The sequence below is a fragment of the Neorhizobium turbinariae genome (assembly GCF_023223505.1).
Taxonomy (GTDB): domain Bacteria; phylum Pseudomonadota; class Alphaproteobacteria; order Rhizobiales; family Rhizobiaceae; genus Neorhizobium; species Neorhizobium turbinariae.
Window position 1 is genome coordinate 73,208 of sequence record NZ_JALPRY010000015.1, and the last position, 25,252, is coordinate 98,459.

25 protein-coding genes are annotated in these 25,252 nt (G+C 60.9%); 17 read left to right on the forward strand and 8 right to left on the reverse strand.

Features of this window, described 5'->3' with window-relative positions:
- Window positions 1–22 precede the first annotated feature (22 nt).
- From M0654_RS13765 to M0654_RS13785, 5 genes are all read left to right on the forward strand, one after another.
- A complete protein-coding gene (locus tag M0654_RS13765; protein WP_248683629.1) occupies window positions 23–1,225 on the forward strand; it encodes a beta-ketoacyl-ACP synthase in 1,203 nt (400 codons plus the stop codon).
- An 11-nt stretch (window positions 1,226–1,236) separates the two neighbouring features.
- Window positions 1,237–2,523, forward strand: coding sequence for a beta-ketoacyl-ACP synthase (locus M0654_RS13770; RefSeq protein WP_248683630.1), 1,287 nt, complete (start codon window positions 1,237–1,239; stop codon window positions 2,521–2,523).
- A 60-nt stretch (window positions 2,524–2,583) separates the two neighbouring features.
- Complete coding sequence (locus tag M0654_RS13775; RefSeq protein ID WP_248683631.1) at window positions 2,584–3,612, forward strand: zinc-binding dehydrogenase; 1,029 nt, start codon at window positions 2,584–2,586, stop codon at window positions 3,610–3,612.
- Between the two features lie 11 nt (window positions 3,613–3,623).
- Window positions 3,624–4,553, forward strand: a complete 930-nt coding sequence (locus M0654_RS13780) for a lipid A biosynthesis lauroyl acyltransferase (RefSeq protein WP_248683632.1) — start codon at window positions 3,624–3,626, stop codon at window positions 4,551–4,553.
- A 145-nt stretch (window positions 4,554–4,698) separates the two neighbouring features.
- Complete coding sequence (locus tag M0654_RS13785) at window positions 4,699–5,409, forward strand: PAS domain-containing protein (RefSeq protein ID WP_248683633.1); 711 nt, start codon at window positions 4,699–4,701, stop codon at window positions 5,407–5,409.
- A gap of 3 nt (window positions 5,410–5,412) precedes the next feature.
- On the opposite strand, the gene M0654_RS13790 is transcribed toward M0654_RS13785, so the two are convergent.
- Entirely contained in the window at window positions 5,413–5,820 is a 408-nt protein-coding gene (locus M0654_RS13790; RefSeq protein WP_248683634.1) for an SRPBCC family protein, read from the reverse strand.
- Between the two features lie 183 nt (window positions 5,821–6,003).
- On the opposite strand from M0654_RS13790, the gene gndA reads away from it, so the two are divergent.
- The 4 genes from gndA to M0654_RS13810 all read left to right on the forward strand — a co-directional run bounded on the left by gndA (window position 6,004) and on the right by M0654_RS13810 (window position 10,723).
- Entirely contained in the window at window positions 6,004–7,437 is a 1,434-nt protein-coding gene (gene gndA, locus M0654_RS13795; protein WP_248683635.1) for an NADP-dependent phosphogluconate dehydrogenase, read from the forward strand.
- Between the two features lie 76 nt (window positions 7,438–7,513).
- Complete coding sequence (gene mgrA / locus M0654_RS13800) at window positions 7,514–8,563, forward strand: L-glyceraldehyde 3-phosphate reductase (RefSeq protein WP_248683636.1); 1,050 nt, start codon at window positions 7,514–7,516, stop codon at window positions 8,561–8,563.
- A gap of 79 nt (window positions 8,564–8,642) precedes the next feature.
- The gene (locus M0654_RS13805; protein ID WP_248683637.1) at window positions 8,643–10,253 is read left to right on the forward strand and encodes a glycoside hydrolase family 43 protein; all 1,611 of its coding nucleotides are present in this window, start codon (window positions 8,643–8,645) and stop codon (window positions 10,251–10,253) included.
- A gap of 128 nt (window positions 10,254–10,381) precedes the next feature.
- A complete protein-coding gene (locus tag M0654_RS13810) occupies window positions 10,382–10,723 on the forward strand; it encodes an RcnB family protein (RefSeq protein WP_248683638.1) in 342 nt (113 codons plus the stop codon).
- Window positions 10,724–10,778: 55 nt separating this feature from the next.
- Here M0654_RS13810 and znuA read toward each other — a convergent pair whose 3' ends face one another.
- Window positions 10,779–11,750: a zinc ABC transporter substrate-binding protein ZnuA gene (znuA, locus tag M0654_RS13815; RefSeq protein WP_248683639.1), complete on the reverse strand. Its 972-nt coding sequence runs from the start codon at window positions 11,748–11,750 to the stop codon at window positions 10,779–10,781.
- A 97-nt stretch (window positions 11,751–11,847) separates the two neighbouring features.
- On the opposite strand from znuA, the gene M0654_RS13820 reads away from it, so the two are divergent.
- The 3 genes from M0654_RS13820 to M0654_RS13830 are packed head-to-tail and all read left to right on the forward strand — an operon-like array spanning window position 11,848 to window position 14,017.
- The gene (locus tag M0654_RS13820) at window positions 11,848–12,777 is read left to right on the forward strand and encodes an ATP-binding cassette domain-containing protein (RefSeq protein ID WP_390920283.1); all 930 of its coding nucleotides are present in this window, start codon (window positions 11,848–11,850) and stop codon (window positions 12,775–12,777) included.
- On the forward strand, window positions 12,770–13,591 hold the full coding sequence (gene znuB / locus M0654_RS13825; protein WP_118849650.1) for a zinc ABC transporter permease subunit ZnuB: 822 nt from the start codon (window positions 12,770–12,772) through the stop codon (window positions 13,589–13,591). Before M0654_RS13820 ends, znuB begins: the two co-directional genes overlap by 8 nt.
- Before the next feature lie 15 nt (window positions 13,592–13,606).
- Window positions 13,607–14,017, forward strand: coding sequence for a Fur family transcriptional regulator (locus tag M0654_RS13830; protein ID WP_118851527.1), 411 nt, complete (start codon window positions 13,607–13,609; stop codon window positions 14,015–14,017).
- On the opposite strand, the gene M0654_RS13835 is transcribed toward M0654_RS13830, so the two are convergent.
- Window positions 14,014–14,541, reverse strand: a complete 528-nt coding sequence (locus M0654_RS13835) for a gamma carbonic anhydrase family protein (protein WP_248683641.1) — start codon at window positions 14,539–14,541, stop codon at window positions 14,014–14,016. The genes M0654_RS13830 and M0654_RS13835 overlap by 4 nt on opposite strands.
- Window positions 14,542–14,565: 24 nt before the next feature.
- The gene (locus tag M0654_RS13840) at window positions 14,566–15,252 is read right to left on the reverse strand and encodes a fumarylacetoacetate hydrolase family protein (RefSeq protein ID WP_248683642.1); all 687 of its coding nucleotides are present in this window, start codon (window positions 15,250–15,252) and stop codon (window positions 14,566–14,568) included.
- Window positions 15,253–15,392: 140 nt separating this feature from the next.
- Here M0654_RS13840 and dusA point away from each other — a divergent pair, with 140 nt between their 5' ends.
- From dusA to M0654_RS13865, 5 genes are all read left to right on the forward strand, one after another.
- Entirely contained in the window at window positions 15,393–16,421 is a 1,029-nt protein-coding gene (dusA, locus tag M0654_RS13845) for a tRNA dihydrouridine(20/20a) synthase DusA (RefSeq protein ID WP_248683643.1), read from the forward strand.
- A gap of 226 nt (window positions 16,422–16,647) precedes the next feature.
- On the forward strand, window positions 16,648–17,736 hold the full coding sequence (gene recA / locus M0654_RS13850) for a recombinase RecA (protein WP_118849654.1): 1,089 nt from the start codon (window positions 16,648–16,650) through the stop codon (window positions 17,734–17,736).
- Between the two features lie 179 nt (window positions 17,737–17,915).
- Complete coding sequence (gene alaS, locus M0654_RS13855; RefSeq protein ID WP_248683644.1) at window positions 17,916–20,576, forward strand: alanine--tRNA ligase; 2,661 nt, start codon at window positions 17,916–17,918, stop codon at window positions 20,574–20,576.
- 51 nt (window positions 20,577–20,627) lie between these two features.
- Complete coding sequence (ttcA, locus tag M0654_RS13860; RefSeq protein WP_248683645.1) at window positions 20,628–21,494, forward strand: tRNA 2-thiocytidine(32) synthetase TtcA; 867 nt, start codon at window positions 20,628–20,630, stop codon at window positions 21,492–21,494.
- A gap of 20 nt (window positions 21,495–21,514) precedes the next feature.
- Window positions 21,515–22,339, forward strand: a complete 825-nt coding sequence (locus M0654_RS13865) for an inositol monophosphatase family protein (protein ID WP_248683646.1) — start codon at window positions 21,515–21,517, stop codon at window positions 22,337–22,339.
- A 93-nt stretch (window positions 22,340–22,432) separates the two neighbouring features.
- Here M0654_RS13865 and M0654_RS13870 read toward each other — a convergent pair whose 3' ends face one another.
- From M0654_RS13870 to M0654_RS13885, 4 genes are all read right to left on the reverse strand, one after another.
- Window positions 22,433–23,680 carry a multidrug effflux MFS transporter gene (locus M0654_RS13870; RefSeq protein WP_390920290.1) on the reverse strand — a complete coding sequence of 416 codons (1,248 nt, stop codon included), beginning with the start codon at window positions 23,678–23,680 and terminating at the stop codon, window positions 22,433–22,435.
- An 88-nt stretch (window positions 23,681–23,768) separates the two neighbouring features.
- Entirely contained in the window at window positions 23,769–24,104 is a 336-nt protein-coding gene (gene grxD, locus M0654_RS13875) for a Grx4 family monothiol glutaredoxin (protein ID WP_118849659.1), read from the reverse strand.
- Window positions 24,105–24,235: 131 nt separating this feature from the next.
- Window positions 24,236–24,472, reverse strand: a complete 237-nt coding sequence (locus M0654_RS13880) for a BolA/IbaG family iron-sulfur metabolism protein (protein ID WP_248683647.1) — start codon at window positions 24,470–24,472, stop codon at window positions 24,236–24,238.
- A 111-nt stretch (window positions 24,473–24,583) separates the two neighbouring features.
- A complete protein-coding gene (locus M0654_RS13885) occupies window positions 24,584–25,246 on the reverse strand; it encodes a hypothetical protein (RefSeq protein WP_248683648.1) in 663 nt (220 codons plus the stop codon).
- Window positions 25,247–25,252 lie beyond the last annotated feature (6 nt).

Sequence of the window (25,252 nt, forward strand, 5' to 3'; positions counted from 1 at the left end):
ATCAGGGTAGGCATAAGAGGACATGATGAAGTCTGACAATGATGTCGTGATCACCGGTGTCGGTATCGTCACCTGCCAGGGCGTCGGCAAGGAGCCGCATGTCGCTCTTCTTTCGGCGGCTGAAGTCGGCGCGCCGAAGGTTGAGACGGAGCGGTTTGCACCATACCCGGTCCATCCCATGCCGGAGATCGATTGGTCTGCACAGATCCCCAAGCGCGGCGACCAGCGCCAAATGGAAAACTGGCAGCGGCTTGGCGTGTTTTCGGCAGGTCTTGCTCTGGATGACGCCGGCCTGAAGACGGACGCCGAAGCCTGTGCCTCGATGGACATGATCGTTGCCGCCGGTGGTGGTGAGCGCGACATCAAGGTCGATTCGCTGATCGTCGGCGAGGCACTGAAGCGCAACGACCGCGAACTGCTGCTGAACGAAAAGCTGACGACCGAACTGCGCCCGACGTTGTTCCTGGCCCAGCTTTCCAACCTGGTCGCTGGTAACATCTCGATCGTGCACAAAGTGACCGGCTCATCTCGTACCTTCATGGGCGAAGAAGCCGCAGGCATTACCGCAGTCGAGACCGCATTCCACCGCATCAAGGCCGGCCAGTCCACGCATAGCCTCGTCGGTGGCGCCTTCGTCGCGGAACGCGCCGACATCATTCTGCTGGTTGAAGGCATTCGTGCGCATGCGACGGGTGAATGGCATCCGCTCTGGTCCCGTTCGGATGACAATGGCGGCGGCATGATGATGGGTTCCGTGGGTGCCTTCCTGGTGCTCGAGTCGCGCTCGCATGCCGAAGCGCGTGGTGCACATATCTATGCCGTCATCGACGCCATCGAAGGCGACCGTGGCAACCGCGACGAGGGCAAGCTCGAAAAGCGTTTGAGCCGCCTAGCTGCCCATGCCGGCGATCTCTCCAATGCTGATACAGTTGTTTTCTCCGGCGCCAGCGGCCTGCACGACATTACCAAGCGCGAAAAATCGCTTCTCGCATCGCAGCTTGATGGTGCACCGGTTCGCGGTTACGGCGGCATCACCGGCCACGGTATGGAAGCACAGTTCCCGCTCGGCCTGGCGCTGGCCGCCCTGACGCTGGATAGCGGCGCGACCGTCCCGATATTTGATTCGGAAAATGAGAAGCCGATGACGGCGCCGGCGAAACACGCCGTGGTGACGACAGTCGGTTACACGCGCGGCGAGGGGCTTGCCGTCCTATCGGTCGCGTAAAGGAGATTGCGATGAGCGAGACACGCTTCAAGGATCATCTGGGCCGCCCGATCGTCGCCGTCACCGGCATGGGCGTCATCACCTCGCTCGGCCAGGGCCTGCAGGATAACTGGGCGGCTTTGACTTCCGGTACGTCCGGCATCCACAAGATCACCCGCTTCCCGACGGACAAGTTGTCGACGCGCATCAGCGGCACGGTGGACTTCATCAAGGTGCCGGCCGAAAACTCGGTGGAGCGTTCCTTCGCCTTCGCTCGCGAGACAACGATCGAGGCACTGGCGCAGGCTGGTCTGTCCGGTGATTTCGAAGGCCCGCTTTTCCTTGCAGCACCTCCGGTCGAGCCGGAATGGTCCGATCGTTTTGCGCTGGCAGATCGCTCGGAACCGTCGAAAGCAGAAGGGGACGCTTACGACCGCTTCCTCGCCGCCATGCGCGTTCGGCCGGATCCGGTGTTTCTGGAAGCCGTGCAGTTCGGCTCGATCTCCGAGCGGCTGGCCGACACATTCGGCACCCGCGGCCTGCCGGTGACGCTCTCGACGGCATGCGCATCTGGCGCAACGGCTATTCAGCTCGGCGTTGAAGCCATCCGCCAGGGGCGCACGGATCGGGCGCTGACTGTCGCGACCGACGGCTCGGTGAGCGCCGAAGCTCTGATCCGCTTTTCGCTTCTCTCGGCGCTTTCGACACAGAATGATCCGCCGGAAAAGGCTTCCAAGCCCTTCAGCAAGGATCGCGATGGCTTCGTCATCGCCGAGGGCGCTGCAACGCTGGTGCTGGAATCACTGGAATCGGCGGTGGCGCGCGGCGCAAAGGTCCTCGGCATCATGAAGGGCGTCGGCGAGAAGGCCGATCACTTCCACCGCACCCGTTCGTCGCCGGACGGTGGACCGGCGATCGCGACCATTCGCGCAGCTCTGACTGACGCCGGCATGGAAGAAGGTGGCATCGGTTATATCAACGCGCACGGCACCTCCACACCGGAGAACGACAAGATGGAGTACGGCTCCATGCTCGCCGTATTCGGTGACAGGCTGAAGGACATCCCGGTGTCCTCGAACAAGTCGATGATCGGCCACACGCTGACGGCTGCCGGCGCGGTCGAAGCGGTCTTCTCGTTCCAGACCATGCTGACAGGCACGCTTCCGCCGACGATCAACTACAACAATCCCGACCCAACGATCGTGCTTGATGTGGTGCCGAACCAGAAGCGGGACGCGGCGCCGACAGCGGTTCTTTCGAACTCCTTCGGTTTTGGCGGGCAGAACGCCAGCCTTGTCATGACCGTGGAACCGTCTTAGAGACACCGCCATTACGAATAGACGAATATTTGGCGCCCTTGCGGCGAAGGATGAACTATTATGCGCGCTCTGCAACTGATCGACGACCGCAGGCTTGAAGCAGTGGATATTCCTGAGCCCGAGGCTCCGGGTCCGGGTGAGGTGACGCTTCGTGTGAAGGCTGTCGCTCTCAACCATATCGACGTTTGGGGCTGGCGCGGCATGGCATTCGCCAAGCGAAAGATGCCGCTGACGATCGGTGCGGAAGCATCGGGCGTGGTAGAAGCAATCGGTCCGGGCGTGTCGAACGTGCTGCCGGGCCAACTCGTTTCGATTTACGGTGCCCGCACCTGCGGCCTTTGCAAGCCGTGCCGCGAGAAGCGCGACAACCTGTGCGAAAATGTCTCCGGCGTGCATGGCTTCCACCTGGACGGTTTCGCGCAGGAGAAGACGAACCTGCCTGCGCGCCTGCTGGTCCCGGCACCTCCCGGCGTCGATGCGGTCGCTGCGGCACTCGCACCTGTGACCTTCGGCACGGTCGAGCACATGCTGTTCGACAATGCGAAGCTGCAGCCGGGCGAGACAATCCTCGTACATGCCGGCGGATCCGGCATCGGCACGGCGGCAATCCAGCTGGCGAAGAAGATGGGCTGTACCGTCATCACCACCGTGGGGTCTGACGACAAGATCGAGAAGGCCAAGGCCCTGGGCGCCGATCACGTCATCAATTACCGCACCGACCGCTTCGAAGGCGTCGTGCGCAAGCTGACGAAGAAGAAGGGCGTCGACGTTGTCTTCGAACACGTCGGCAAGGACACCTGGGCGGGTTCCATGCTCTGCCTAAAGCGTGGTGGCCGACTGGTGACATGCGGTTCCACCTCTGGTGTCTCGACCGAAATGAACCTGATGATGCTCTTCCAGCAGCAGTTGAAGCTGCTCGGCTCCTTCGGCTGCCGGATGGAAAACATGGCGGACGCGATGCAGAAGATGGCGCAGGGCATCGTGCGCCCGGTCATTGATACCGAAGTCACCTTCGCCGAGATCGACAAGGCGCTGGAGCGCATGGAAGGTCGCCAGATCTTCGGGAAAATCGTCCTTCGCATGGATTGAGGGAACCTCTCGTGAAGATGTTCCTCACCCGGATCGTGCTCAAGCTGCGCAACTTCCAGCAATGGCTGGTTGCGACGCTGGCGTTCGGCTTCCTGAATTTCCTCAAGATCTTCCCCGCTGACCCGGCCATCCGGTTCGCGGACAGGCTGGCGCGCCGGGTCGGGCCAAAGCTCGGGCGGCACAAGCTGATGCGGGTCAACCTGCGTAATGCCTATCCGGAGAAGACGGACGAGGAACTGGAGGAGATCGCCATAGCGAGCTGGGGCCATATGGGGCGGCTTGCCGCCGAGTATGTCTTCCTCGACCGGCTGTTCGACTTCGATCCGAAGCGCGCCGAGCCGGGCAGGGTGGAGGTGTCGGGCATCCCGATCTTCATGGATCTGCGCGACAACCCGCGGCCGTTTATCGTCTTTACCGCGCATACTGGTAACTTCGAGCTGTTGCCGGTCGCGGGCAAGGCGTTCGGCCTTGAGGTCACGGTGATGTTCCGGCCGCCGAACAACCCTTATATCGCCGACAAGGTTTTCGAGTTTCGCGCGAGCCGCATGGGCCAGCTTGTACCGTCGCATGCCGGATCGTCATTCGCGCTTGCGCGTCGGCTGGACGAGGGCGGCGGCATTGGCGTGCTCGTCGACCAGAAGTTTCGCAAGGGCATCAAGACGACCTTTTTCGGCAATCCCGTCCAGACCAATCCGCTGGTCGCAAAGCTCGTGCGGCAATTCGATGCGGAGGTTTATCCGGCGCGTTGCATCCGGTTGCCGAATAACCGTTACCGGCTGGAGATCGAGCCGAAGATCGAAGTGCCGCGTGACGCGGCCGGCAAGCTCGATCTGCAGGCGATGGGCCAGTTGCTGAACGACAAGGTCGAGGCTTGGGTTCGCGAATATCCGGAGCAGTGGCTGTGGTACCATGACCGCTGGCACATCAAGCGCTACCTATGATTCCGCAAAGCTGCGACCATTGCAGTAATTCATCGACTAGAAATTGCATCTCGACCGAGATGAAGCTTTAATCAGTATAGCTTTTGATTTGCCCAAGCCGCATGAACACACAGCGGTTGTGGCCCCGGATGTGGGGAGGGGGTTTTTGGAAGCACTGATCAATCTCTTCTGGGCGAAATACGCTGACCTGCACGGCGCGATCGGTCGGCAGGATCTTGCCACCATTGCCAAGCTGGATTCAGAGCTTGATCCGCTTCTGGAGGCGATCTTCTCGACCCAGGCTCGCGACCAGGCGAGCGTCCTCATCCAGTTCCGCTTTGCGCTTAAGCTCCTGAAGGAAGAGGCTGACGATCGCGGTTGCGTGCGCCGCAATGTCCACCTCATGCAGATGCTCGTGGAACGTTATCTCGCCGGCGAGAAGGCTGACGAGGCACAGGCCTCTGATGCGGAAGGCTGCGAGATCGCGAACATCGAGGATGCGACCGTCGATGGCTTCCTGGATGACGCCGTGCTTAACCGGCTGTCACAGCGGGTCATGGTTGTCACGCCGGGTTATCGGATCCTCTACACCAACGACACGAATGCGAGCCGCTTTGCCATCTCGCGCGAGCAACTGATCGGCAAGCATGTCGCCGAGTTCGTTGGTCTCCATTGCTTCCGCAACGAGTTCAAGTCGGCGGTAGACCGATGCCTTGAGGGCAAGAGCCTGCCGTTGACCTATGCGGTGGACCTCGACGGTGAAATCGTCGTCATGCGCTGCCGCATGTCGCCGTTTGCTCTCTCTCCATCGAAGCCGGCTTGCGCACTTGTCGTGATGGAAGAGGAAGCCGACCGCCGCAGGCGCCCGGCCGCTTGAGCGTCAGGCTTTACCCTCAAGAATAGCCTTCAACGCCATCAGATCCTTCTGGATATGGGCGGCATCGGCCTCGAAGGCTTCCTCTGTCATCTCCGGACGCTTCAAGAGCGTGAACATCACTTCGGCGCCGTCGACATTGGGTACGACGCGCAGGGGATTACCAACCACCGTGCCGTCTTCCATCGCGACTGTATGGTCAAGAATGCCGTATGGGTTCTCGGGTGAAAAGCGCACGCGGATCCTGCCGATCGGTCCGCCATCTCCGATCCATTCGTCGCCGTCACGCCTTAAGCCTTCAGCGAGGCCGGACGCCCAATACTGCATGTTCTCGGGCTTTGACGCATAGGCGTAGACCTCCTGCCATGGCCGATCGATGCTGACATGGATGATGCGCGCTTGGTAGGTTGCCATGGGTCTCCTCCTCGTCGTCTCTCAGTTGAACCAGCATAGCAATGGATGAGAACAAAACAAGATCGCGCATGGCCGGAATGATCAGACGTCGCTGAAATTTAATCGTTTCGCGTCGTCATCGGCTTGCTCACGACCTATATGGGTGTAACAACATCGCGCGAATCTTTAAATGGAGGCACATCCGTGGAACAGGCAGAAATCGGCCTAATCGGGCTCGGCGTCATGGGCTCTAATCTCTCGCTCAACATCGCTGAAAAAGGCAACAGGATTGCCGTGTTCAACCGGACCCCCGAGGCGACGCGCCAATTCTATGCGCATGCCGGCGACCTCCAGAAGCAGATCATCCCCTGCGAAACGCTGGAAGAGTTCGTTGCAGCCATCCGTCCGCCGCGGCCGATCATCATCATGATCAAGGCTGGCGATCCGGTTGACCAGCAGATGGAGCTTCTGCGTCCGTACCTATCGGCTGGGGACATCATGATCGATGCCGGCAACGCCAATTTCCGCGACACGATGCGCCGCTTCGATCACCTCAAGGATTCCGGACTTACCTTTATCGGCATGGGCGTTTCCGGTGGTGAAGAAGGTGCCCGCCACGGCCCTTCGATCATGGTCGGAGGCAAGGAAGAAAGCTGGAAGCGCGTTGAGAACGTACTGACGTCGATCTCTGCGAAGTTTAACGGCGACCCCTGCGTCGCCTGGCTCGGCGAGAATGGCGCAGGCCACTTCGTCAAGACGATCCACAATGGCATCGAATATGCCGACATGCAGATGATTGCCGAGATCTACGGCATCCTGCGCGACGGGCTTGGCATGAGCGCCGCCGAGATCGGCGAGGTTTTCGACAAGTGGAATAATGGTCGCCTCAACTCCTACCTGATCGAGATTTCCGCCACCGTGCTCAAGGCGGCTGACCCGATCTCCGGCAAGCCGATGGTGGACCTGATCGTTGACGCCGCCGGCCAGAAGGGCACCGGCAAGTGGTCGGTCATCGAGGCGCAGAACATGGGCGTTGCCGCGACAGCCATCGAGGCTGCGGTTGCTGGCCGTATCCTGTCGTCGCAGAAGAGCGAGCGCGAAGCAGCCGAAAAGATCTTCGGTCTTCCGAAGATTGCCGACCTGCCGAGCGACAAGGCGGCCTTCATCAACGATCTCGAAAACGCGCTGCTTGCTGGCAAGATCGGCGCTTATGCGCAGGGCTTCGCGGTCATGGCGGCTGCCTCGGCCGAGTACAAGTGGAACCTGCCGATGCCGACGATTGCCAGGATCTGGCGTGCCGGCTGCATCATCCGCTCGCAGTTCCTCGACGAGATCACGTCCGCCTTCACCAAGGATCCGGACGTCGCCAACCTGATCGTCACCCCGGCCTTCGCACAGATGGTCAAGGATACCGATGGCGCATTGCGTCGCGTCGTCTCCTTCGCAGCGCTCTCCGGTCTGCCGGCGCCGGCGCTGGCTTCCGCGCTGTCTTACTTCGACGCCTACCGTCGTGCCCGTGGCACGGCAAACCTCATCCAGGCACAGCGTGACTTCTTTGGCGCGCATGGCTTCGATCGCATCGACGGCGTCGACAAGCACCATGGCCCGTGGGGCAGCGGCCTCGGCGAGTTTGCCTGAGACACAAGTTCCAGAAGGGCTGCCCGCAAGGCAGCCCTTTGTTTTTTTTGCCCATGACATTCGAGGAGGGGACGCGATGAGCTGGCAGCCGGCCGCCAATCGTTATGAGACCATGAAATACAACCGCTGCGGACGCTCCGGCCTGAAGCTGCCGGCGGTCTCGCTCGGCTTGTGGCACAATTTCGGGAACGACACGCCGCATGAGCGCAAGGTTGCCATCTGCCGCAAGGCGTTCGACCTCGGCATCACCCATTTCGATCTCGCCAACAACTATGGCCCGAAGCCCGGCAGCGCGGAACTGGCCTTCGGCCAGATCCTGCGCGAAGACTTCAAGGGCTACCGCGATGAACTGATCATCTCGTCAAAGGCGGGCTACAACATGTGGCCCGGTCCTTATGGTGAGTGGGGCAGCCGGAAATACCTCATCGCGTCCTGCGACCAGAGCCTGAAGCGCATGGGCCTCGACTATGTCGACATCTTCTATTCGCACCGCTTTGATCCGGACACGCCGCTTGAGGAGACCTGCGGTGCGCTCGATCATATCGTTCGGTCGGGCAGGGCGCTTTACGTCGGCATTTCATCCTACAACTCGCGACGCACCCGTGAGGCGATGGCGATCCTGAAGGAGCTTGGCACGCCCATCCTGATCCACCAGCCCAGCTACTCCATGATCAACCGCTGGGTGGAGGAGGATGGGCTGCTTGATACGCTGGAGGAACTCGGCATCGGGTCGATCGTCTTCTCGCCATTGGCACAGGGCATGCTGACCTCGAAATATCTTGGCGGCATCCCGGAAGACAGCCGCGCTGCCCAAGGCAAGTCGCTGCGGCCGGCGTTCCTGAACGACCAGAACATCGCCAACCTGCAGGCGCTGAACGCCATCGCAGAGCGCCGCGGCCAGACGCTTGCCCAGATGGCGATTGCGTGGGTCCTGCGGGGCGGGCGCGTCACGACGGCGCTGATCGGCGCAAGCCGTGTGGAACAGGTGGAGGATTGCGTAAAGGCGCTTGATCGTCTGGACTTCACGGCAGAAGAACTTGCCGAAATCGACAGATACGCCACGGACGCCAACATCAACATCTGGGCCGCTTCCGCCGAACGTCCCGGCCCGTCGCGTAACAAGTGAAAACCAAGTCGTGCCCGGCGCCGGTGTGCCGGGCATCTTTTTCGCCCGATTCTGAGTTGCGTGCCTCAGGAGGAGAGACATGATCCGCAACCCCATCCTGCCCGGGTTCAATCCTGACCCGTCCATCTGCCGCGTTGGTGAGGACTATTATATCGCCACCTCCACATTCGAGTGGTACCCTGGCGTCCAGATCCACCATTCGCGCGATCTCGTGAACTGGACGCTGGTTAGGCGCCCTCTCGAGCGCGCGAGCCAGCTGGACATGCGCGGCAATCCGGACAGCTGCGGCATCTGGGCGCCATGCCTCTCCTATGCCAATGGCCTGTTCTATCTGGTGTACACCGACGTGAAGCGGCTCGACGGCAACTTCAAGGACGCCCACAACTACATCGTCACGGCACCCACTATCGAGGGTGACTGGTCGGATCCGGTCTATGCAAACTCCTCCGGCTTCGATCCTTCGCTATTCCACGATGACGATGGGCGGATGTGGTTCCTGAACATGCAGTGGAACCACCGCACCGAGAGTTATGGCGGAGCACCGAAGCACCCGGCCTTTGACGGAATCCTGTTGCAGGAATGGGACCCGCAGGCGAAAGCACTGAAAGGTCCGATCAAGAACATCTTCGCCGGCAGCCCGCTGGGTCTGGTCGAAGGCCCGCACCTCTTCAAGCGCAACGGCTGGTACTACCTGACGACGGCTGAAGGCGGCACCGGCTACAGCCACGCTGTGACGATGGCGCGTTCGCGCACGATCGACGGCCCGTATGAGATGCATCCGAACATCCACCTCATTACCTCCAAAGACGATCCGGATGCCGTGCTGCAGCGGGCAGGGCATGGGCAATATGTCGAGACGCCGGATGGACAGCCTTACCACACGCATCTTTGCGGCCGGCCGATGCCGCCCAGCCGACGCTGCACCCTGGGACGAGAAACCGCGCTTCAGAAGTGCGTCTGGAAGGACGATGACTGGCTGTATCTCGCTCAAGGTGGCGTCGTGCCGGATGTCGACGTTCCGGCGCCAACCGACGTGGAGCCCGCGGAGAAGCCACGCCGCATCGAGCGGCAGTTCAACGAAACAAAGCTGCCGGAAGAGTTCCAATGGCTGCGCACGCCGCATCCGGAGCGGATCTTCAGCCTGGATCAGCGGTCGGGCTACCTGAGGCTCATTGGCCGCGAAAGCATTGGGTCCTGGTTCGAGCAGTCGCTGGTCGCGCGCCGGCAGGAACATCATTCCTTCCGCGCCGAGACAGTCATCGAATTCGATCCTGAGACATACCAGCAGGCGGCGGGGCTGAGCCACTACTACAACCGGCACAAGTTCCATGCGATCGTCGTGACGCTGCACGAGAAGCTTGGGCGCGTCGTCACCATCTTCTCATGCCCCGGCGATTTTCCGCATGCGCGAATGATCTTTCCGGTGGGAAGCGGCGTCGCGGCTCCGCAGGGCGCACTGCATCTTGCCATGGAGATCCGCGAAAACGACCTGCAGTTCTTCTGGCGCGCTACGGGTGAGCAGCAGTGGCAGACACTGGGGCCGGTACTGGATGCCGGCGTTGTGTCCGATGAAGGCGGTCGCGGAGAACATGGCTCCTTCACCGGTGCCTTCGCTGGAATGTTTGCTTTCGATACGTCAGGCCGAGCCAAGCCGGCAGATTTCGAACACTTCGTCTACGAGGTGCTTTAGATGTTCGCAGGGTGCTTGAATAGGTCCCACTAACATACGATCTTCATTACGAAAACGTAATCTGAAATTCAGTTTGCGTTCATCGGCGAAAACCTAGTCTCCTGGTCGTGAAACATCAGGAGACAGTCATGAAAAAGTTCTTTGCCATCCTCATCTCCGCCACCGTTCTTGCCTCGCCGTTCGCGGCGCAGGCCCAGGATTGGCGGAACGGCCCGGATCGCGGTCGCCATGTCGAAAAGCAGATCGACAAGCGCGTCCATGTGAACAAGAAGGTCGTTCAGAAGAACCGCTGGGTGCGTGGCCAGCGCATCAAGGCTGCCGACCGTCGCCGGATGGCTGAGATCCGCGACTACCGTCGCTACCGGCTTTCCGCTCCGCCGCGCGGCCATCACTGGGTCAAGGTGGACAACAACTTCCTGCTGGTTGCCATCACCTCCGGCATCATCTCGAGCATCGTTGCCGCTCGGTAATCCTCTTGAGGACGCGGGACTCCCGCGTCCTCAACAATTCGGCCCGTCACATCCTCTATGACAGGCATTCCTTGATGGAGGCCGCCAGGCCACGCATCATCTCGAAATAGAGGTCGGGTCCCGCCTTCAGCGTTGCCGCTTCCGGATCAAGCGTGCCGGAGCGTGCCGCTGTTCCTTCCGTCACGACGGCAACCAGCTTGGGTTCAAACTGTGGTTCGGAAAACACGCAGGTCGCGCCGAGATCGGTAACCTTCTTCTGGATCTCCTTCAGCCGCTCCGCGCCCGGCATCATCTCCGGGCTGACGGTGATCGAGCCCGCGACCGTCAGGTCGTAACGTTTCTCAAAATACTGGTAGGCGTCATGGAAGACGATGAAGGCCTTGTCCTTCACGGGTGCGACCGTCGTCTTGATCTCGGCGTCCAGGGCATCGATCTGGCGCAGTAACTCGGCCGTGTTGGCCTGGTAGGCGCCTTCATTGGCCGGATCGACCTTGATCAGGCTCCGTTCGATCGCCTGCGCCATGGCTTTGGCATTAACCGGGTTCAGCCAGAGATGCGTATCGAATCTGCCGTGGTCATGGTCGTGCTCGTCATGGTTATGTGAATGGTCTTCGCTTGCAGCATGACCGTGGTCGTCATGATCCTCGTCGCCATGGCCATGAGCTTCGAACGGACCGCCTTCGCGAAAGGCAACCTTTTCGAGTCCCGGCGCGTCTTCAAGCGTGACGACTTCGGCCTCGGCGGCGAGGGCGCCTAGAGGCTTTTCCAGGAAGGTTTCCATGCCGTGGCCAACCCATACCACGAGATCTGCGTTTTGAAGTGCCCGTGCATTCGATGGTTTCATGCTGAACGTATGCGGCGAAGCAGCGCCATCCACGATCAGTTGTGGCTCTCCGACGCCTTTCATGATCGCGGCCGTTAGCGAGTGGATCGGCTTGATCGACACGACCACTTCCGGCGAAGCGAAGGCACTCGTGGCGCCGACGAGCGCGGTACCTGCTGCGGCGAAGAACGAGAGAGGCTTCATATTCAGCTTCCTATTTCTCGGGTGTAATGTTATTACATTAATTGCGTTACGCTATAACGTGTGCCATGACGCCTGACAACAGGGAAAGAATGAAAAGATGCTGATGAGCAATCGCGCCGCAGCGCAGGCGGCGCGCGACGAGCAGCTGGTTTCGCTGGTGAATGCCGGTGTGTACCGCGACGGGCGCTGGCTTGTGCGCGGCGTGGACCTGAACATCAACCGCGGCGAAGTCGTGACATTGATCGGCCCCAATGGCGCCGGCAAGTCAACAACGGCCAAGATGGTGACCGGTGTGCTCAAGCAGGACGAGGGCTCGGTGACACGCTCGTCCGACATGCGGATCGGCTACGTGCCGCAGAAGCTCGCGATCGACTGGACCATGCCGCTCTCCGTACGGCGATTGATGCGGCTCACAGGCTCGCTCTCCGACGCTGATCTCCTTGATGCGCTGGAGGCTACCGGCATCCGCCATCTGGTGGATTCCGAAGTGCGTCATCTATCCGGCGGTGAATTCCAGCGGGCACTCCTGGCGCGGGCGATCGCACGCAAGCCGGACCTGATGGTGCTCGATGAGCCGGTGCAGGGCGTCGATTTCGCGGGCGAGAGTGCGCTGTACGACCTCATCCGTTCAATCCGCACTTCAACAGGCTGCGGCATCCTGATGATTTCGCATGATCTTCATATGGTGATGGCCGGCACGGATACGGTGATCTGCCTCAACGGCCATGTCTGCTGCCGCGGCACGCCGGACACCGTCAGCCAGAGCGCTGATTACCTGAAGCTGTTCGGCAATACACGTTCCCTTGCCGTCTACAGCCACCACCACGACCATACACATCTGCCGGATGGCCGGGTGATGCATGGCGACGGCTCGATTACCGACCACTGCCATCCCGACGACGGTCACCACCACGGCCATGACCATGGGCACCATGACGATCATGACCACGATCACCCGGTGCACGATCATCACAGCCACACTCATCACCACGCCGCGACCGAAGACAGGCAGAACAATCATGCTTGACGACTTCTTTGTCCGCGCCCTGATCGCTGGCATCGGCGTGGCCTTGACCGCCGGGCCGCTCGGCTGTTTCGTCGTCTGGCGCCGCATGGCCTATTTCGGTGACACGATGGCCCATTCGGCCTTGCTTGGCGTGGCGCTGTCGCTGTTCTTCGAGGTGAACCTGCTGCTTTCGGTGTTCGGCATCGCCGTAGTGGTCTCGTTGCTGCTGCTCGGCCTGCAGCGCAAGCAATCGCTGTCCGCGGACGCATTGCTTGGCATCCTCTCCCATTCGGCACTGGCGATCGGCTTGGTTCTTGTTGCCTTCATGACCTGGGTGCGCATCGACCTTATCGCCTTTCTCTTTGGCGACATCCTTGCCGTCACCCCGGCAGACATCGCCTTGATCTGGGGCGGTGGTGCGCTGGTCGTGACTGCACTTGCCTTCCTCTGGCGGCCGCTGATCGCCTCCACCGTGAGCGAGGATCTGGCCGAAGCGGAAGGCATGAAGCCTGCCCAGGCGCGGCTGTTTTTCATGCTGCTGATGGCGCTGGTGATCGCGATCGCCATGAAGATCGTCGGCATCATGCTCATCACCTCGATGCTGATCATTCCTGCCGCAACGGCGCGTCGCTTCTCCGCAAGCCCCGAGGTGATGGCGGTACTCGCCTCGCTGATCGGCGTCCTTGCTGTCGTGGGCGGCCTGTTCGGCTCGCTGCACTACGACACGCCGTCTGGTCCTTCTATTGTGGTGGCGGCACTCTTACTTTTCATCCTGAGCCTGCTGCCTGCCGCCGGCAGAAAGACGTCCGGCCGCGCCGGCAGCAAGGGAGTATGATCCATGAACGCACCCGTGTCCTCGCCTTCGCTGACGAAGAACCAGACGCTGGTCTTTGACGTGCTGAGCCGCTCGGAAGCGCCCATGAGCGCCTATACGATCCTTGATAAGCTACGCGACCACGGCTTCCGGGCGCCACTGCAGGTCTATCGCGCGCTCGACAAGCTGACCGAGCTTGGCATCGTGCACCGGCTTGAAAGCCTGAACGCTTTCGTGGCTTGCGCTCATCGGGAAAGTACCTGTTGTGGCGCGGGCCATGGTCATGGCACCGTCGCCTTCGCCATCTGCGAAAGCTGCGGCCAAGTATCCGAGTTCCATGACCACGAGGTTGATCATCGCCTGGGCGACTGGGCCAGGGGCAGGGGCTTCAGACCCGCCAAGACCACCATCGAAATACGCGGGCTTTGCCGTGGCTGCGCCGCCTAGAGCGGACGCAGGTCGCGGGCGAAACGCTTCCAGTTCGCGACATACATCTCGGCAGACTGCCTGAGTTTTTCCACCGCCGCGTCGTCGAGCATCCGGATTGCCTTTGCGGGTGAACCGACGATGAGCGAATTGTCCGGAAATTCCTTGCCTTCGGTAACGAGCGCGTTTGCGCCCACCAGGCAGTTCTTGCCGATCTTCGCCCCGTTGAGGATCGTGGCGCCCATGCCGACCAACGAGTTGTCGCCAATCGTGCAACCATGGATGATCGCGTGGTGGCCGATCGTGCAGTCTTCGCCGATCCGAACGGGGTGGCTCGGATCCGTGTGGATCATCACCCCTTCCTGAATATTGGAGCGCGCGCCGACAACGATCGGTTCGTTATCGCCGCGCAGCACCGTGTTGAACCAGATGCCCACGTCCTCGGCGAGTTCAACGCGGCCAATAACGGTGGCGTTCGGTGCGATCCAGTACCGATCGGGCGTCGGCAGGCTCGGCTCGAATTCTCCCAAGGCATAAACGGGCATATTACGTCCTCCCCGAAAATATATTCAGCTGACGGTCAGCGACAGGGTGCCGATGCCGTCGATAGCGCAAGCGACCTTGTCGCCGCGCACCACTGGACCAACACCAGCCGGCGTGCCGGTCATGATCACGTCGCCCGGAGCGAGTACGAACAGTTTCGAAAGTTCTGCAATGATTTCCGGCAGTTTCCAGATCATCTGGTTTAGGTCGCCGCTCTGCTTGCGCTCGCCGTTGACCTCGAGCCAGATCGCCCCCATTCCAGGATAGTCGAGTTCGGTTGCCGGTACGATGGCAGACACCGGAGCAGACTTCTCGAAGGCTTTTGCAGCCTCCCACGGGCGGCTCATCTTTTTCGCGACGTCCTGGAGGTCACGGCGGGTGAAATCGATGCCGACGGCATAACCATAAACCTTGGACATGGCTTCGCTGACGGGGATATCCGATCCGCCATCGGCCAGTGCGACGACCAGTTCTACCTCGAAATGTACGTTGCTGGAGGCCGACGGGTAGGGGAAGGTGTCGCCGTTAAACAGATTGTCCGCGTTCTTCTGGAAAAAGAAGGGCGGCTCGCGGGATGGATCATGCCCCATTTCAATCGCATGGTCGGCGTAGTTGCGGCCAACGCAATAAACCCGACGCACCGGAAACTGCTCTGTCCTGTCTTTGACATCGAGCAAAACGGGTTCTGGAGACGGGATGACTGTGGCGCGCATGAATGGGTCCTGATCAACAATGGGGAGGGACATTCGGGGTCCTGCTTGAAGGCTGCCATGGATAGTCCCGTTCGGGCAAGCCGCACAATTGGCAGATCGGGCTGCTTTGAGGTATGGAGCCCGCAAAAAGGATTGAATGGATGTATGCTGAGGCGCTGAAAGACGGCCGCAAGATCTTTGCCGTGGCCCCGATGATCGATTGGACCGATCGGCACTGCCGTTTCCTGCATCGACAGCTGTCGAAGCAGGCCCTTCTTTATACCGAGATGGTGGTTGCCGACGCGATCATCCACGGGCCGCGCGAGCGCCTCCTGTCGTATTCACCGGAAGAACATCCCGTCGTACTCCAGCTCGGTGGCTCGGATGCCGGCAAACTGACGGAAGCCATCCGCATCGCCAGCGAATATGGTTATGACGAGATCAACCTCAATGTCGGCTGCCCATCCGACCGTGTGCAGTCCGGCACATTCGGCGCCTGCCTGATGCGCGACGGCGTGCATGTCGCAAGCCTCGTCGAGGCCATGAAGAAGGTGTCTCCCGTGCCGGTCACGGTGAAGTGCCGGATAGGCATCGATGACCAGGAACCGGCCGAGGTGCTGCCGGAATTCCTCAGCCGGATGATCGGCGCCGGCGCCGACGCGATCTGGATCCACGCCCGCAAAGCCTGGTTGCAGGGCCTGTCGCCCAAGGAAAACCGCGAAATTCCCCCGCTGGATTATGCGCTGGTGCACCGGATGAAACGCGAAAACCCGCACGTTTTCATCGGCATCAATGGCGGCATCGGCGATCTAACGCAGGCACGCGAACACCTGGCGGTGATGGACGGCGTGATGCTCGGTCGAGCAGCTTACCAGAATGCCGGACTGCTGGCAGGCGTTGATGATCTCCTTGGCTCGGGCGCGGTCGACGAACGCTGTAGGCCGGAGATTGATTGGTTGGCGCTGCGCGACACCATGATGGAATACGCGACAGGCGTGATCGCATCAGGCGGGCGGCTGCATCACGTCACGCGCCACATGGTGGGCCTGTTCCAGGGTTACGTCGGCGCTCGGCGCTTCCGGCAGATCCTCTCCACTGACGCGACACGCCCGGGTGCGGGTGTGGACGTGATTGCAGCCGCCTTCGCTGCCGTGGATATCGAAGGCGGCGTCAAGCGGCTCGCAAGCTAATCATCAGGTCCATCTGATTCGTTACCAAGCGGTTTTGCGCGTGCCGCGTTGTCCACAGGTCCTGGATCTCTAAACGACATGTGAACAAAAAGAGAAGATGAGACCCATTCCGCTTTAAAAACAGCTACATCACTGCCCCTTGCCAAATGAGAACAAAAAGAGTACATGTTCGTCATCGGCTGCTTCATTGCTTGCAGGGCGGCAATAACCTAAAGGTGGACCAAACATGGCACAGAACTCATTGCGGCTCGTAGAGGATAAAGGCGTGGACAAGAGCAAGGCGCTGGAAGCAGCACTTTCGCAGATCGAACGGTCCTTCGGCAAAGGATCGATCATGAAGCTCGGCGCAAACGAAAGCGTCGTCGAGATTGAAACAGTTTCGACGGGCTCGCTGAGCCTTGATATTGCGCTTGGCGTCGGTGGGCTGCCCAAGGGGCGCATCATCGAGATCTACGGCCCGGAAAGCTCGGGTAAGACAACGCTTGCATTGCAGACGATCGCGGAAGCCCAGAAGAAGGGTGGCATCTGCGCCTTCGTTGACGCGGAACACGCGCTTGATCCGGTTTATGCGCGCAAGCTTGGTGTCGATCTGCAAAACCTCCTGATCTCGCAGCCGGATACCGGTGAACAGGCCCTCGAAATCACCGATACGCTGGTGCGCTCTGGTGCCGTTGATGTCCTGGTCGTCGACTCGGTTGCCGCCCTGACGCCGCGCGCGGAAATCGAAGGCGAGATGGGCGACAGCCTGCCGGGTCTCCAAGCCCGCCTGATGAGCCAGGCGCTGCGCAAGCTGACCGCCTCGATCTCCAAGTCGAAGACGATGGTGATCTTCATCAACCAGATCCGCATGAAGATCGGCGTGATGTTCGGTTCGCCGGAAACCACGACGGGCGGTAACGCACTGAAGTTCTACGCTTCGGTTCGCCTCGACATCCGCCGTATCGGCCAGGTCAAGGAACGCGAAGAGGTGATCGGCAACCAGACCCGCGTGAAGGTCGTCAAGAACAAGATGGCGCCTCCCTTCAAGCAGGTCGAATTCGACATCATGTATGGCGAAGGCGTCTCCAAGACCGGCGAACTGGTCGATCTGGGTGTTAAGGCTGGCATCGTCGAGAAGTCCGGGGCTTGGTTCTCCTACAACAGCCAGCGTCTTGGGCAGGGCCGCGAGAATGCGAAGACCTTCCTGCGCGACAATCCTGAAGTGGCCCGCGAGATCGAAATGTCGCTGCGCCAGAATGCAGGGCTGATCGCCGACCGGTTCCTCCAGAATGGCGGGCCGGACGCAGACGACGGCGATATGGCTGCCGACCTGTAAGCGGTACCGCCGCACTCGGAGTTTACTCCACCGCTTACGGTCCAACCGGTCGTGCATGAAAATGCGCGGCCGGTTTCTCGTTTTGTCCGGGGCAGGGCGGCTGGACAGCTAAAGGTGTGGACGGTACAAGCCTTTGGTTTTTGAACATCCAGACGGCATCCGGCGGTAAAGGGCGTAGCATGAGCGGCGTGAATGAGATCCGGTCGACATTCCTCGACTACTTCAAGAAGAATGGACACGAGGCTGTCGCCTCCAGTCCGCTGGTGCCTCGCAACGACCCGACCCTGATGTTCACGAACGCCGGTATGGTACAGTTCAAGAACGTCTTTACCGGCCTTGAAAAGCGGCCATATACGACCGCCGCGACGGCGCAGAAATGCGTGCGCGCAGGCGGCAAGCACAACGACCTCGACAATGTCGGTTATACGGCGCGCCACCACACCTTCTTTGAAATGCTCGGCAACTTCTCGTTCGGCGACTATTTCAAGGAGCGTGCGATCGAACTCGCCTGGAACCTGATCACCAAGGAATTCGGGCTCGACGCCAAGCGTCTGCTTGTCACTGTCTACCACACCGACGATGAGGCGTTCGACCTCTGGAAGAAGATCGCCGGGCTCACGGACGACCGGATCATCCGGATCCCGACTAGCGACAACTTCTGGGCCATGGGCGATACCGGCCCCTGCGGTCCCTGCTCGGAAATCTTCTACGACCACGGCGACCATATCTGGGGCGGCCCTCCGGGTTCTCCCGATGAAGATGGCGACCGCTTCATCGAGATCTGGAACCTCGTCTTCATGCAATACGAGCAGGTCACGAAGGACGAGCGCATCGACCTGCCTCGTCCGTCGATCGATACGGGCATGGGCCTTGAGCGTGTAGCCGCCGTCCTGCAGGGCAAGCACGACAACTACGACATCGACCTTTTCCGCGCGCTGATCTCGGCCTCGGAAGAAGCAACGGGCGTCAAGGCTGAAGGCGACCGCCGCGCCAGCCATCGCGTCATCGCCGACCACCTGCGATCGTCTGCCTTCCTGATCGCCGACGGCGTCCTGCCGTCCAACGAAGGCCGTGGTTACGTTCTGCGCCGCATCATGCGTCGCGCCATGCGCCACGCCCAGTTGCTCGGCGCGCGCGAGCCGCTACTGTGGAAGCTGCTGCCGGCGCTGGTTCACGAAATGGGTCGCGCCTATCCGGAACTGGTGCGGGCGGAATCGCTGATTTCTGAAACCTTGAAGCTGGAAGAAAATCGCTTCCGCAAGACGCTGGAGCGCGGCCTGACGCTGCTGTCCGACGCCACGACGACGCTCGGCAAGGGCGACATGCTGGACGGCGAAACGGCCTTCAAGCTCTATGATACCTACGGCTTCCCGCTCGACCTGACACAGGACGCCCTGCGGGCCCGTGAGATCGGCGTTGATGTGGCAGGCTTCACGGATGCAATGGAACGCCAAAAGGCAGAAGCCCGCTCGCACTGGGCCGGCTCTGGCGACAAGGCGACCGAAACGATCTGGTTCGAGCTCAAGGAGAAGCTCGGCGCAACCGAGTTCCTGGGTTACGACACGGAGACGGCCGAAGGTGTGATCCAGGCCATCGTTCGTGACGGCCAGGCTGTCGAAACAGCGGCTGCCGGTGAGCAGGTGCAGGTCGTGGTCAACCAGACGCCGTTCTACGGCGAATCCGGTGGCCAGATGGGTGACACCGGCGTGATTTCTGCCGATGGCGCCAAGCTGACGGTGTCGGACACCCAGAAGAAGGGCGAAGGTCTCTTCGTTCATACGGCGGCTGTCGCCGAAGGCACGCTGAAGGTTGGTGATGCCGTCGCGCTGAAGGTTGACCATGCACGCCGTTCGCGGCTGCGTTCCAACCACTCGGCAACTCACCTGTTGCATGAGGCCCTGCGCGAAGTGCTGGGAACGCATGTCGCACAGAAGGGTTCGCTGGTCGCGCCCGAGCGCCTGCGTTTCGACGTGTCGCATCCCAAGCCGATGTCGGCAGAGGAACTGCAAAAGGTCGAGGATATGGCGAACGCCATCATCCTGCAGAACGCGCCGGTTACGACCCGCCTGATGAGCGTCGACGATGCGATCGCCGAGGGCGCCATGGCGCTATTCGGTGAAAAATATGGCGACGAGGTTCGCGTCGTTTCCATGGGTATCGCGATCGATGGCCCGAAGGCAGGCAAGCCTTACTCGATCGAGCTGTGCGGCGGCACCCATGTAAATGCTACGGGCGATATCGGCTTGGTTCGTGTTCTTGGTGAAAGCGCCGTTGGTGCCGGCGTTCGTCGCCTCGAGGCCGTCACGGGCGAGGCGGCACGCGCCTATCTTGCGGAGCAGGATGAGCGGGTGAAGGCTCTGGCCGGCGCGCTGAAGGTCCAGCCGGGCGAGGTTCTGTTGCGCGTCGAGGCCCTGCTTGATGAGCGCCGCAAACTCGAAAAGGAACTTGCGGATGCCAAGCGTCGGCTTGCCATGGGCGGCAGCACGGGCGGATCGGACAGCGACGTGCGCGAGATCGCCGGGGTCAAGTTCATGGGCAAGGCACTCACCGGCATCGATGCCAAGGACCTGAAGGGCCTGGCGGATGAAGGCAAGGCGAGCCTTGGCTCCGGTGTCGTGACGCTCATCGGCGTGTCAGAGGACGGCAAGGCAAGCGCCGTGGTCGCGGTGACAGCGGATCTTGTAGGCCGCTTCAGCGCTGTTGATCTGGTGCGTGTCGCTTCGGCTGCGCTCGGTGGCAAGGGCGGCGGTGGTCGTCCCGACATGGCGCAAGCCGGTGGTCCGGATGGCGCCAAGGCTGACGAAGCCCTCCAGGCAGTCGCAGCAGCGATCGGCGCGTAAGAAACAGACGAGCGGGTTTCAACGGCCCGCTCCTGATGTCGAGGATCAGCAATGGGCATCAATGCGGACATCGGGGATGACCTGGACGAGGTCATCGACGGGCTCGTTCCGGCGTTGTTCCGCAATGCTCCAAGCTCGGTTTCGTTCAACAAGCTCCGCAAGCGCCTGCTGCGGCAGGTCCGCCAGGCGTTCGATGACTTCGGCATGTTGTCTGGGCAGAAGCGTTGGCTGGTTGGGCTTTCGGGCGGCAAGGATTCCTATTCGCTTCTCGCGGTCCTGCTGGATCTGCAGTGGCGCGGCCTGCTGCCGGTCGAACTGATCGCCTGCAACCTGGATCAGGGGCAGCCCAACTTTCCGAAGCACATCCTGCCTGACTTCCTTTCGTCGATCGGGGTCAAGCATCGCATCGAGTACCGCGATACCTACTCGATCGTGAAGGAAAAGGTCCCTGCCGGCGCCACCTATTGCTCGCTCTGTTCCAGGCTTCGCCGCGGCAACCTTTACCGCATTGCGCGTGAGGAGGGGTGTGATGCCTTGGTGCTCGGCCACCACCGCGAAGACATCCTCGAAACCTTCTTCATGAATTTCTTCCATGGCGGACGCCTGGCGGGAATGCCGGCGAAGCTGTTGAATGACGACGGCGACCTGATGGTGCTGCGCCCGCTCGCCTATTGCGCCGAAGATGACCTGGCCAAGTTCGCGGCGGCGATGGAATTTCCTATCATCCCCTGCGACCTTTGCGGTTCGCAGGACGGGCTGCAGCGCAATGCCATGAAGCAGATGTTCTCCGATATCGAGACGCGTATGCCTGGCCGCAAGGACACGATGTTGCGCGCACTCGCGCACGTCAATCCGTCCCACCTGCTGGACCCCAGCCTGTTCGATTTCTCCGGCCTCCAGGCCAAAACGTCCGACTAAAGCACCTCCGAAAGATCCCCATGACCATGCCGCTCGACATTGCGAAGCTAGCCGACATCTTGCGCCTTGCTGCCAAGACCGAAATCCTGCCGCGTTTCCGCAGGCTTGGCGGCGGCGACGTCCGCTCAAAGAGCGAACCGAGCGATCTGGTGACCGAGGCCGATGAAGCGGCCGAGCGCCTGATCCGGCGTGAACTGGAAGCGCTTGCGCCCGACGCCTTGTTCGTCGGTGAAGAATCCGTTGCGGCCGATCCGGCACTGCTGGGCAAACTGGCCAACGTAGACTTCGCGGTGGTGGTGGATCCTGTCGATGGCACCTTCAACTTCGCGTCCGGTATCCCGGCCTTCGGCGTCATGGCGTCGGTTGTCTGGAAGGGCGAGGCGGTTGCCGGCCTCATCTATGACCCGATGGGCGACGATTGGGTGATGGCCGAAAAGGGAGCTGGCGCTTACCTGCGGCGGCCGGATGGCGAAGCAATCAAGCTTTCCGTCGCAGAGCCGCGCCCGCTCGAAGCCATGGTCGGCATGGCATCCCCCGGTTACTTCTTTGGTGAACGACGCGAGCAGATCCTGGCCAACCTCGCCAAGGTACGGTTCTTTGCCAACTACCGCTGCTCGGCTCACGAATACCGCACCTTCTCGAGCGGCCATGTTCAGTTCGTGCTTTACAACAAGCTGATGCCCTGGGACCACCTGCCGGGCACGTTGATCGCGGCCGAGGCTGGGGGCCATGTCGCTCGGTTCGATGGTTCGCCTTATCGCCCGCACCATGTGGATGGTGGGCTGCTTGTTGCAACCTGCAGGGACAGCTGGCAGATGCTGCGGCGAGAGATTATCGGCGACTAATCACCTCTCGTACGAGACAATGAAAGACCCGCACCACGACTGTGATGCGGGCCTTTTTGTTTGGTGCCGGAGCCTTGCGCCCTGGCAATACCGTCAGACGCGCGGGTTGTGCGGCTGGAAGACCTTGCCCTTCTCGCCGATCAGCACGAACACGAGCCCGATGATGGAGACGGTGAAGAAGCCAGCGACCATTGGAAGCGCTGTACCATCGAAGGCCTGGCCGATGATGACGCCGATGATCGAGCCACCAACCGTGCTCATGAAGCCGAGCACCGCGGATGCCGTTCCGGCAACGTGACCCAAGGGCTCCATTGCCAGGGAGTTGAAGTTCGAGCCGATCCAGCCAAACTGGAACATGGCAAGCGCGAAGAAGGTTAGGAACAGCAGGAACGGCATGGGCTGCGGTCCGAAGACCTGCACGAGCATCCAGATGAACGTCACGGTGATAAAACCGAACAGCGAGCCGTGCGACAGGCGCCGCATCCCGAAGCGACCGACGAAGCGGGCGTTGAGGAAGGATGAGGCGGACATGAAGACTGCCACCGCCGCGAACGCAACCGGGAACCAGGCGCCCAGATGGTAGATGCCCATGTAGACCTGCTGGGCCGAGTTGATGAATCCGAACAGCGCACCGAAGATGAAGGTGCTCGAGATCGTGTAGCAGAGCGCGATCCTGTTCGTCAGCACGATGCGGAAGGCGTCGAGGATGGACGACGGCGTGAACGGCCGTACGTCTTCCGGGTTCAGCGTTTCCGGCAGGCGCTTGTACATCCAGATTCCGATGGCCAAGGAGACGACCGCCATGAACACGAAGATCAGGTGCCAGTTGCCGAGGAACATGATGATCTGGCCCGTGCCCGGCGCAATCACCGGCACCACCATGAACACCATCATGATCAGCGACATGACTTCAGCCATGGCGCGTCCACCGAACACGTCACGAACGATCGACACGGTGATGACGCGGGTTGCCGCAGCGCCGGCACCCTGGATGAAGCGAAGCACGAGCATCAGGCCGAAGGACGGCACCAGCGCGATCGCCACGCAACAGATGATGTAGAGGATGATGCCGAAGATCATCGGCCGGCGACGGCCGAAGCGGTCAGACAGCGGCCCGAACAGCAGCTGTGCGGCGCCGAGCCCGAACACGTAGGAGGAGACGACATACTGGCGGTGGTTCTCGTTTTCGACACCGAGCGAAGCGCCGATCTCCTGGAGACCGGGCAGCATGATGTCAATGGCCAGTGCATTGAGGGCCATCAGCATGGCCATGAGGGCGATGAATTCCGCCCGGCCCATGCGCCCCAGACCTTGGGGAGTTGCGAGTGAAGGGTTTGTCACAATAGCTTCCTAAAACAATGCCAAAGGCGCCGCTCACGCGGCGCCTTGCAGAAAACGAAATTGAAACCGGAAAAGCTCCGGGAGCTGTTTAGGCCGCGCCGCGGACAGCGACGCCTTGCCCCTGCAGGTGAGTCTGCAACTCACCCGATTGGAACATCTCGCGCACGATATCGCAACCGCCAACGAACTCGCCCTTGACGTAAAGCTGCGGAATGGTCGGCCAGTTCGAGTAATCCTTGATGCCCTGGCGGATTTCAGCGTCTGCAAGAACGTTCACGCCCTTGTAGTCCACGCCGAGGTAATCGAGGATCTGCACCACCTGACCCGAGAACCCGCACTGCGGGAACTGGGGCGTGCCCTTCATGAAGAGAACGACGTCGTTCGTCTTCACTTCGTTGTCGATGAATTCGTGAATTCCGCTCATGTTCTTATCCTTTCACATGCGGTTTCAAGGACCGCTGCGCTTCGCGTTCCGCTTAGATAGCAATGCGCTCTGTCAAATTCCAGCGGAATAGTCGAAGCGGGGCGCTCGTGCCGCTGCTGATTTCCTGAAGGTTAGTCCTGTGGTGCGGAGGTCTGCAATGCGAGCGCGTGGAGCACGTTGCCCATGTTTCCCTTGAGCGCTTCATAGACCATCTGGTGCTGCTGGACGCGCGTCTTTCCGCGGAAGGCCTCGGCGACCACTTCGGCCGCGTAGTGATCCCCGTCGCCAGCGAGATCTCGGATGGTGACCTTCGCACCCGGGATTCCGGCTTTGATCATGTCTTCGATGTCGCCGGGTTTCATTGGCATGGTGGGAATCCTTCCTGCAGCATTTAAACGAATTTCTTTCGCACACTGCCTCAAACATCGGCGTTGGTCAAAGACCTCCGACACACGATCCCCAGCCACGGGAGAGGAGGCTCAATACCTTGCCGATACAGCCTTTCGCCCGCTCCCCACGGGCGCAGCACCCTGCCGGCGCGAAAAGCGGAAGAGCCAGATGGCGCTCATCACCAGCACCATGAAACCGTATGATTCCAAAAGCTCCTCGGCAAAAACGATATCGAGTTTCTCCGCCACCTGGCTCGCACCGAGCACGATCGCGGTGAAGGCGAGCGGCCAGGAGAGGCGAGGGTGGATGGCGCGCAACATGCCCCCGCGATGCCGCAACTCAAACAGCGCAGTTGCGATCAGGAGCAGGCTGGCGATGACCGCGATGGCGATTGGCAGCATCATCTTGGACACACAGAAGAACGACGTGTCGGCACGGCAGATCGGCATTTCGCGCATGAAGAAGATGGCGGCGATGCAGGCGGTCGTGATGGCAACGTAGCGGGCGAGGATGCTGAGCCTCAGCGCCGCGATTCCGGCCACGACGGCCGCGACGGCGAGCGACAGCGACTGGAGGTCCTCGATCGGTCCATCTTCCAGGAAGATTTCATGGACTGAGAGCCCGATGGCCCAGGCCGCCAGGAAAGCGACGAGATTGATGACAGCGGTGGCCACGAGCGCGTCGAGCCAGATACGACGATAATGCCAGGTTGGGCCAGACGACCACAACCAGCCCTTGATAGACTTCAGCATGTTGAT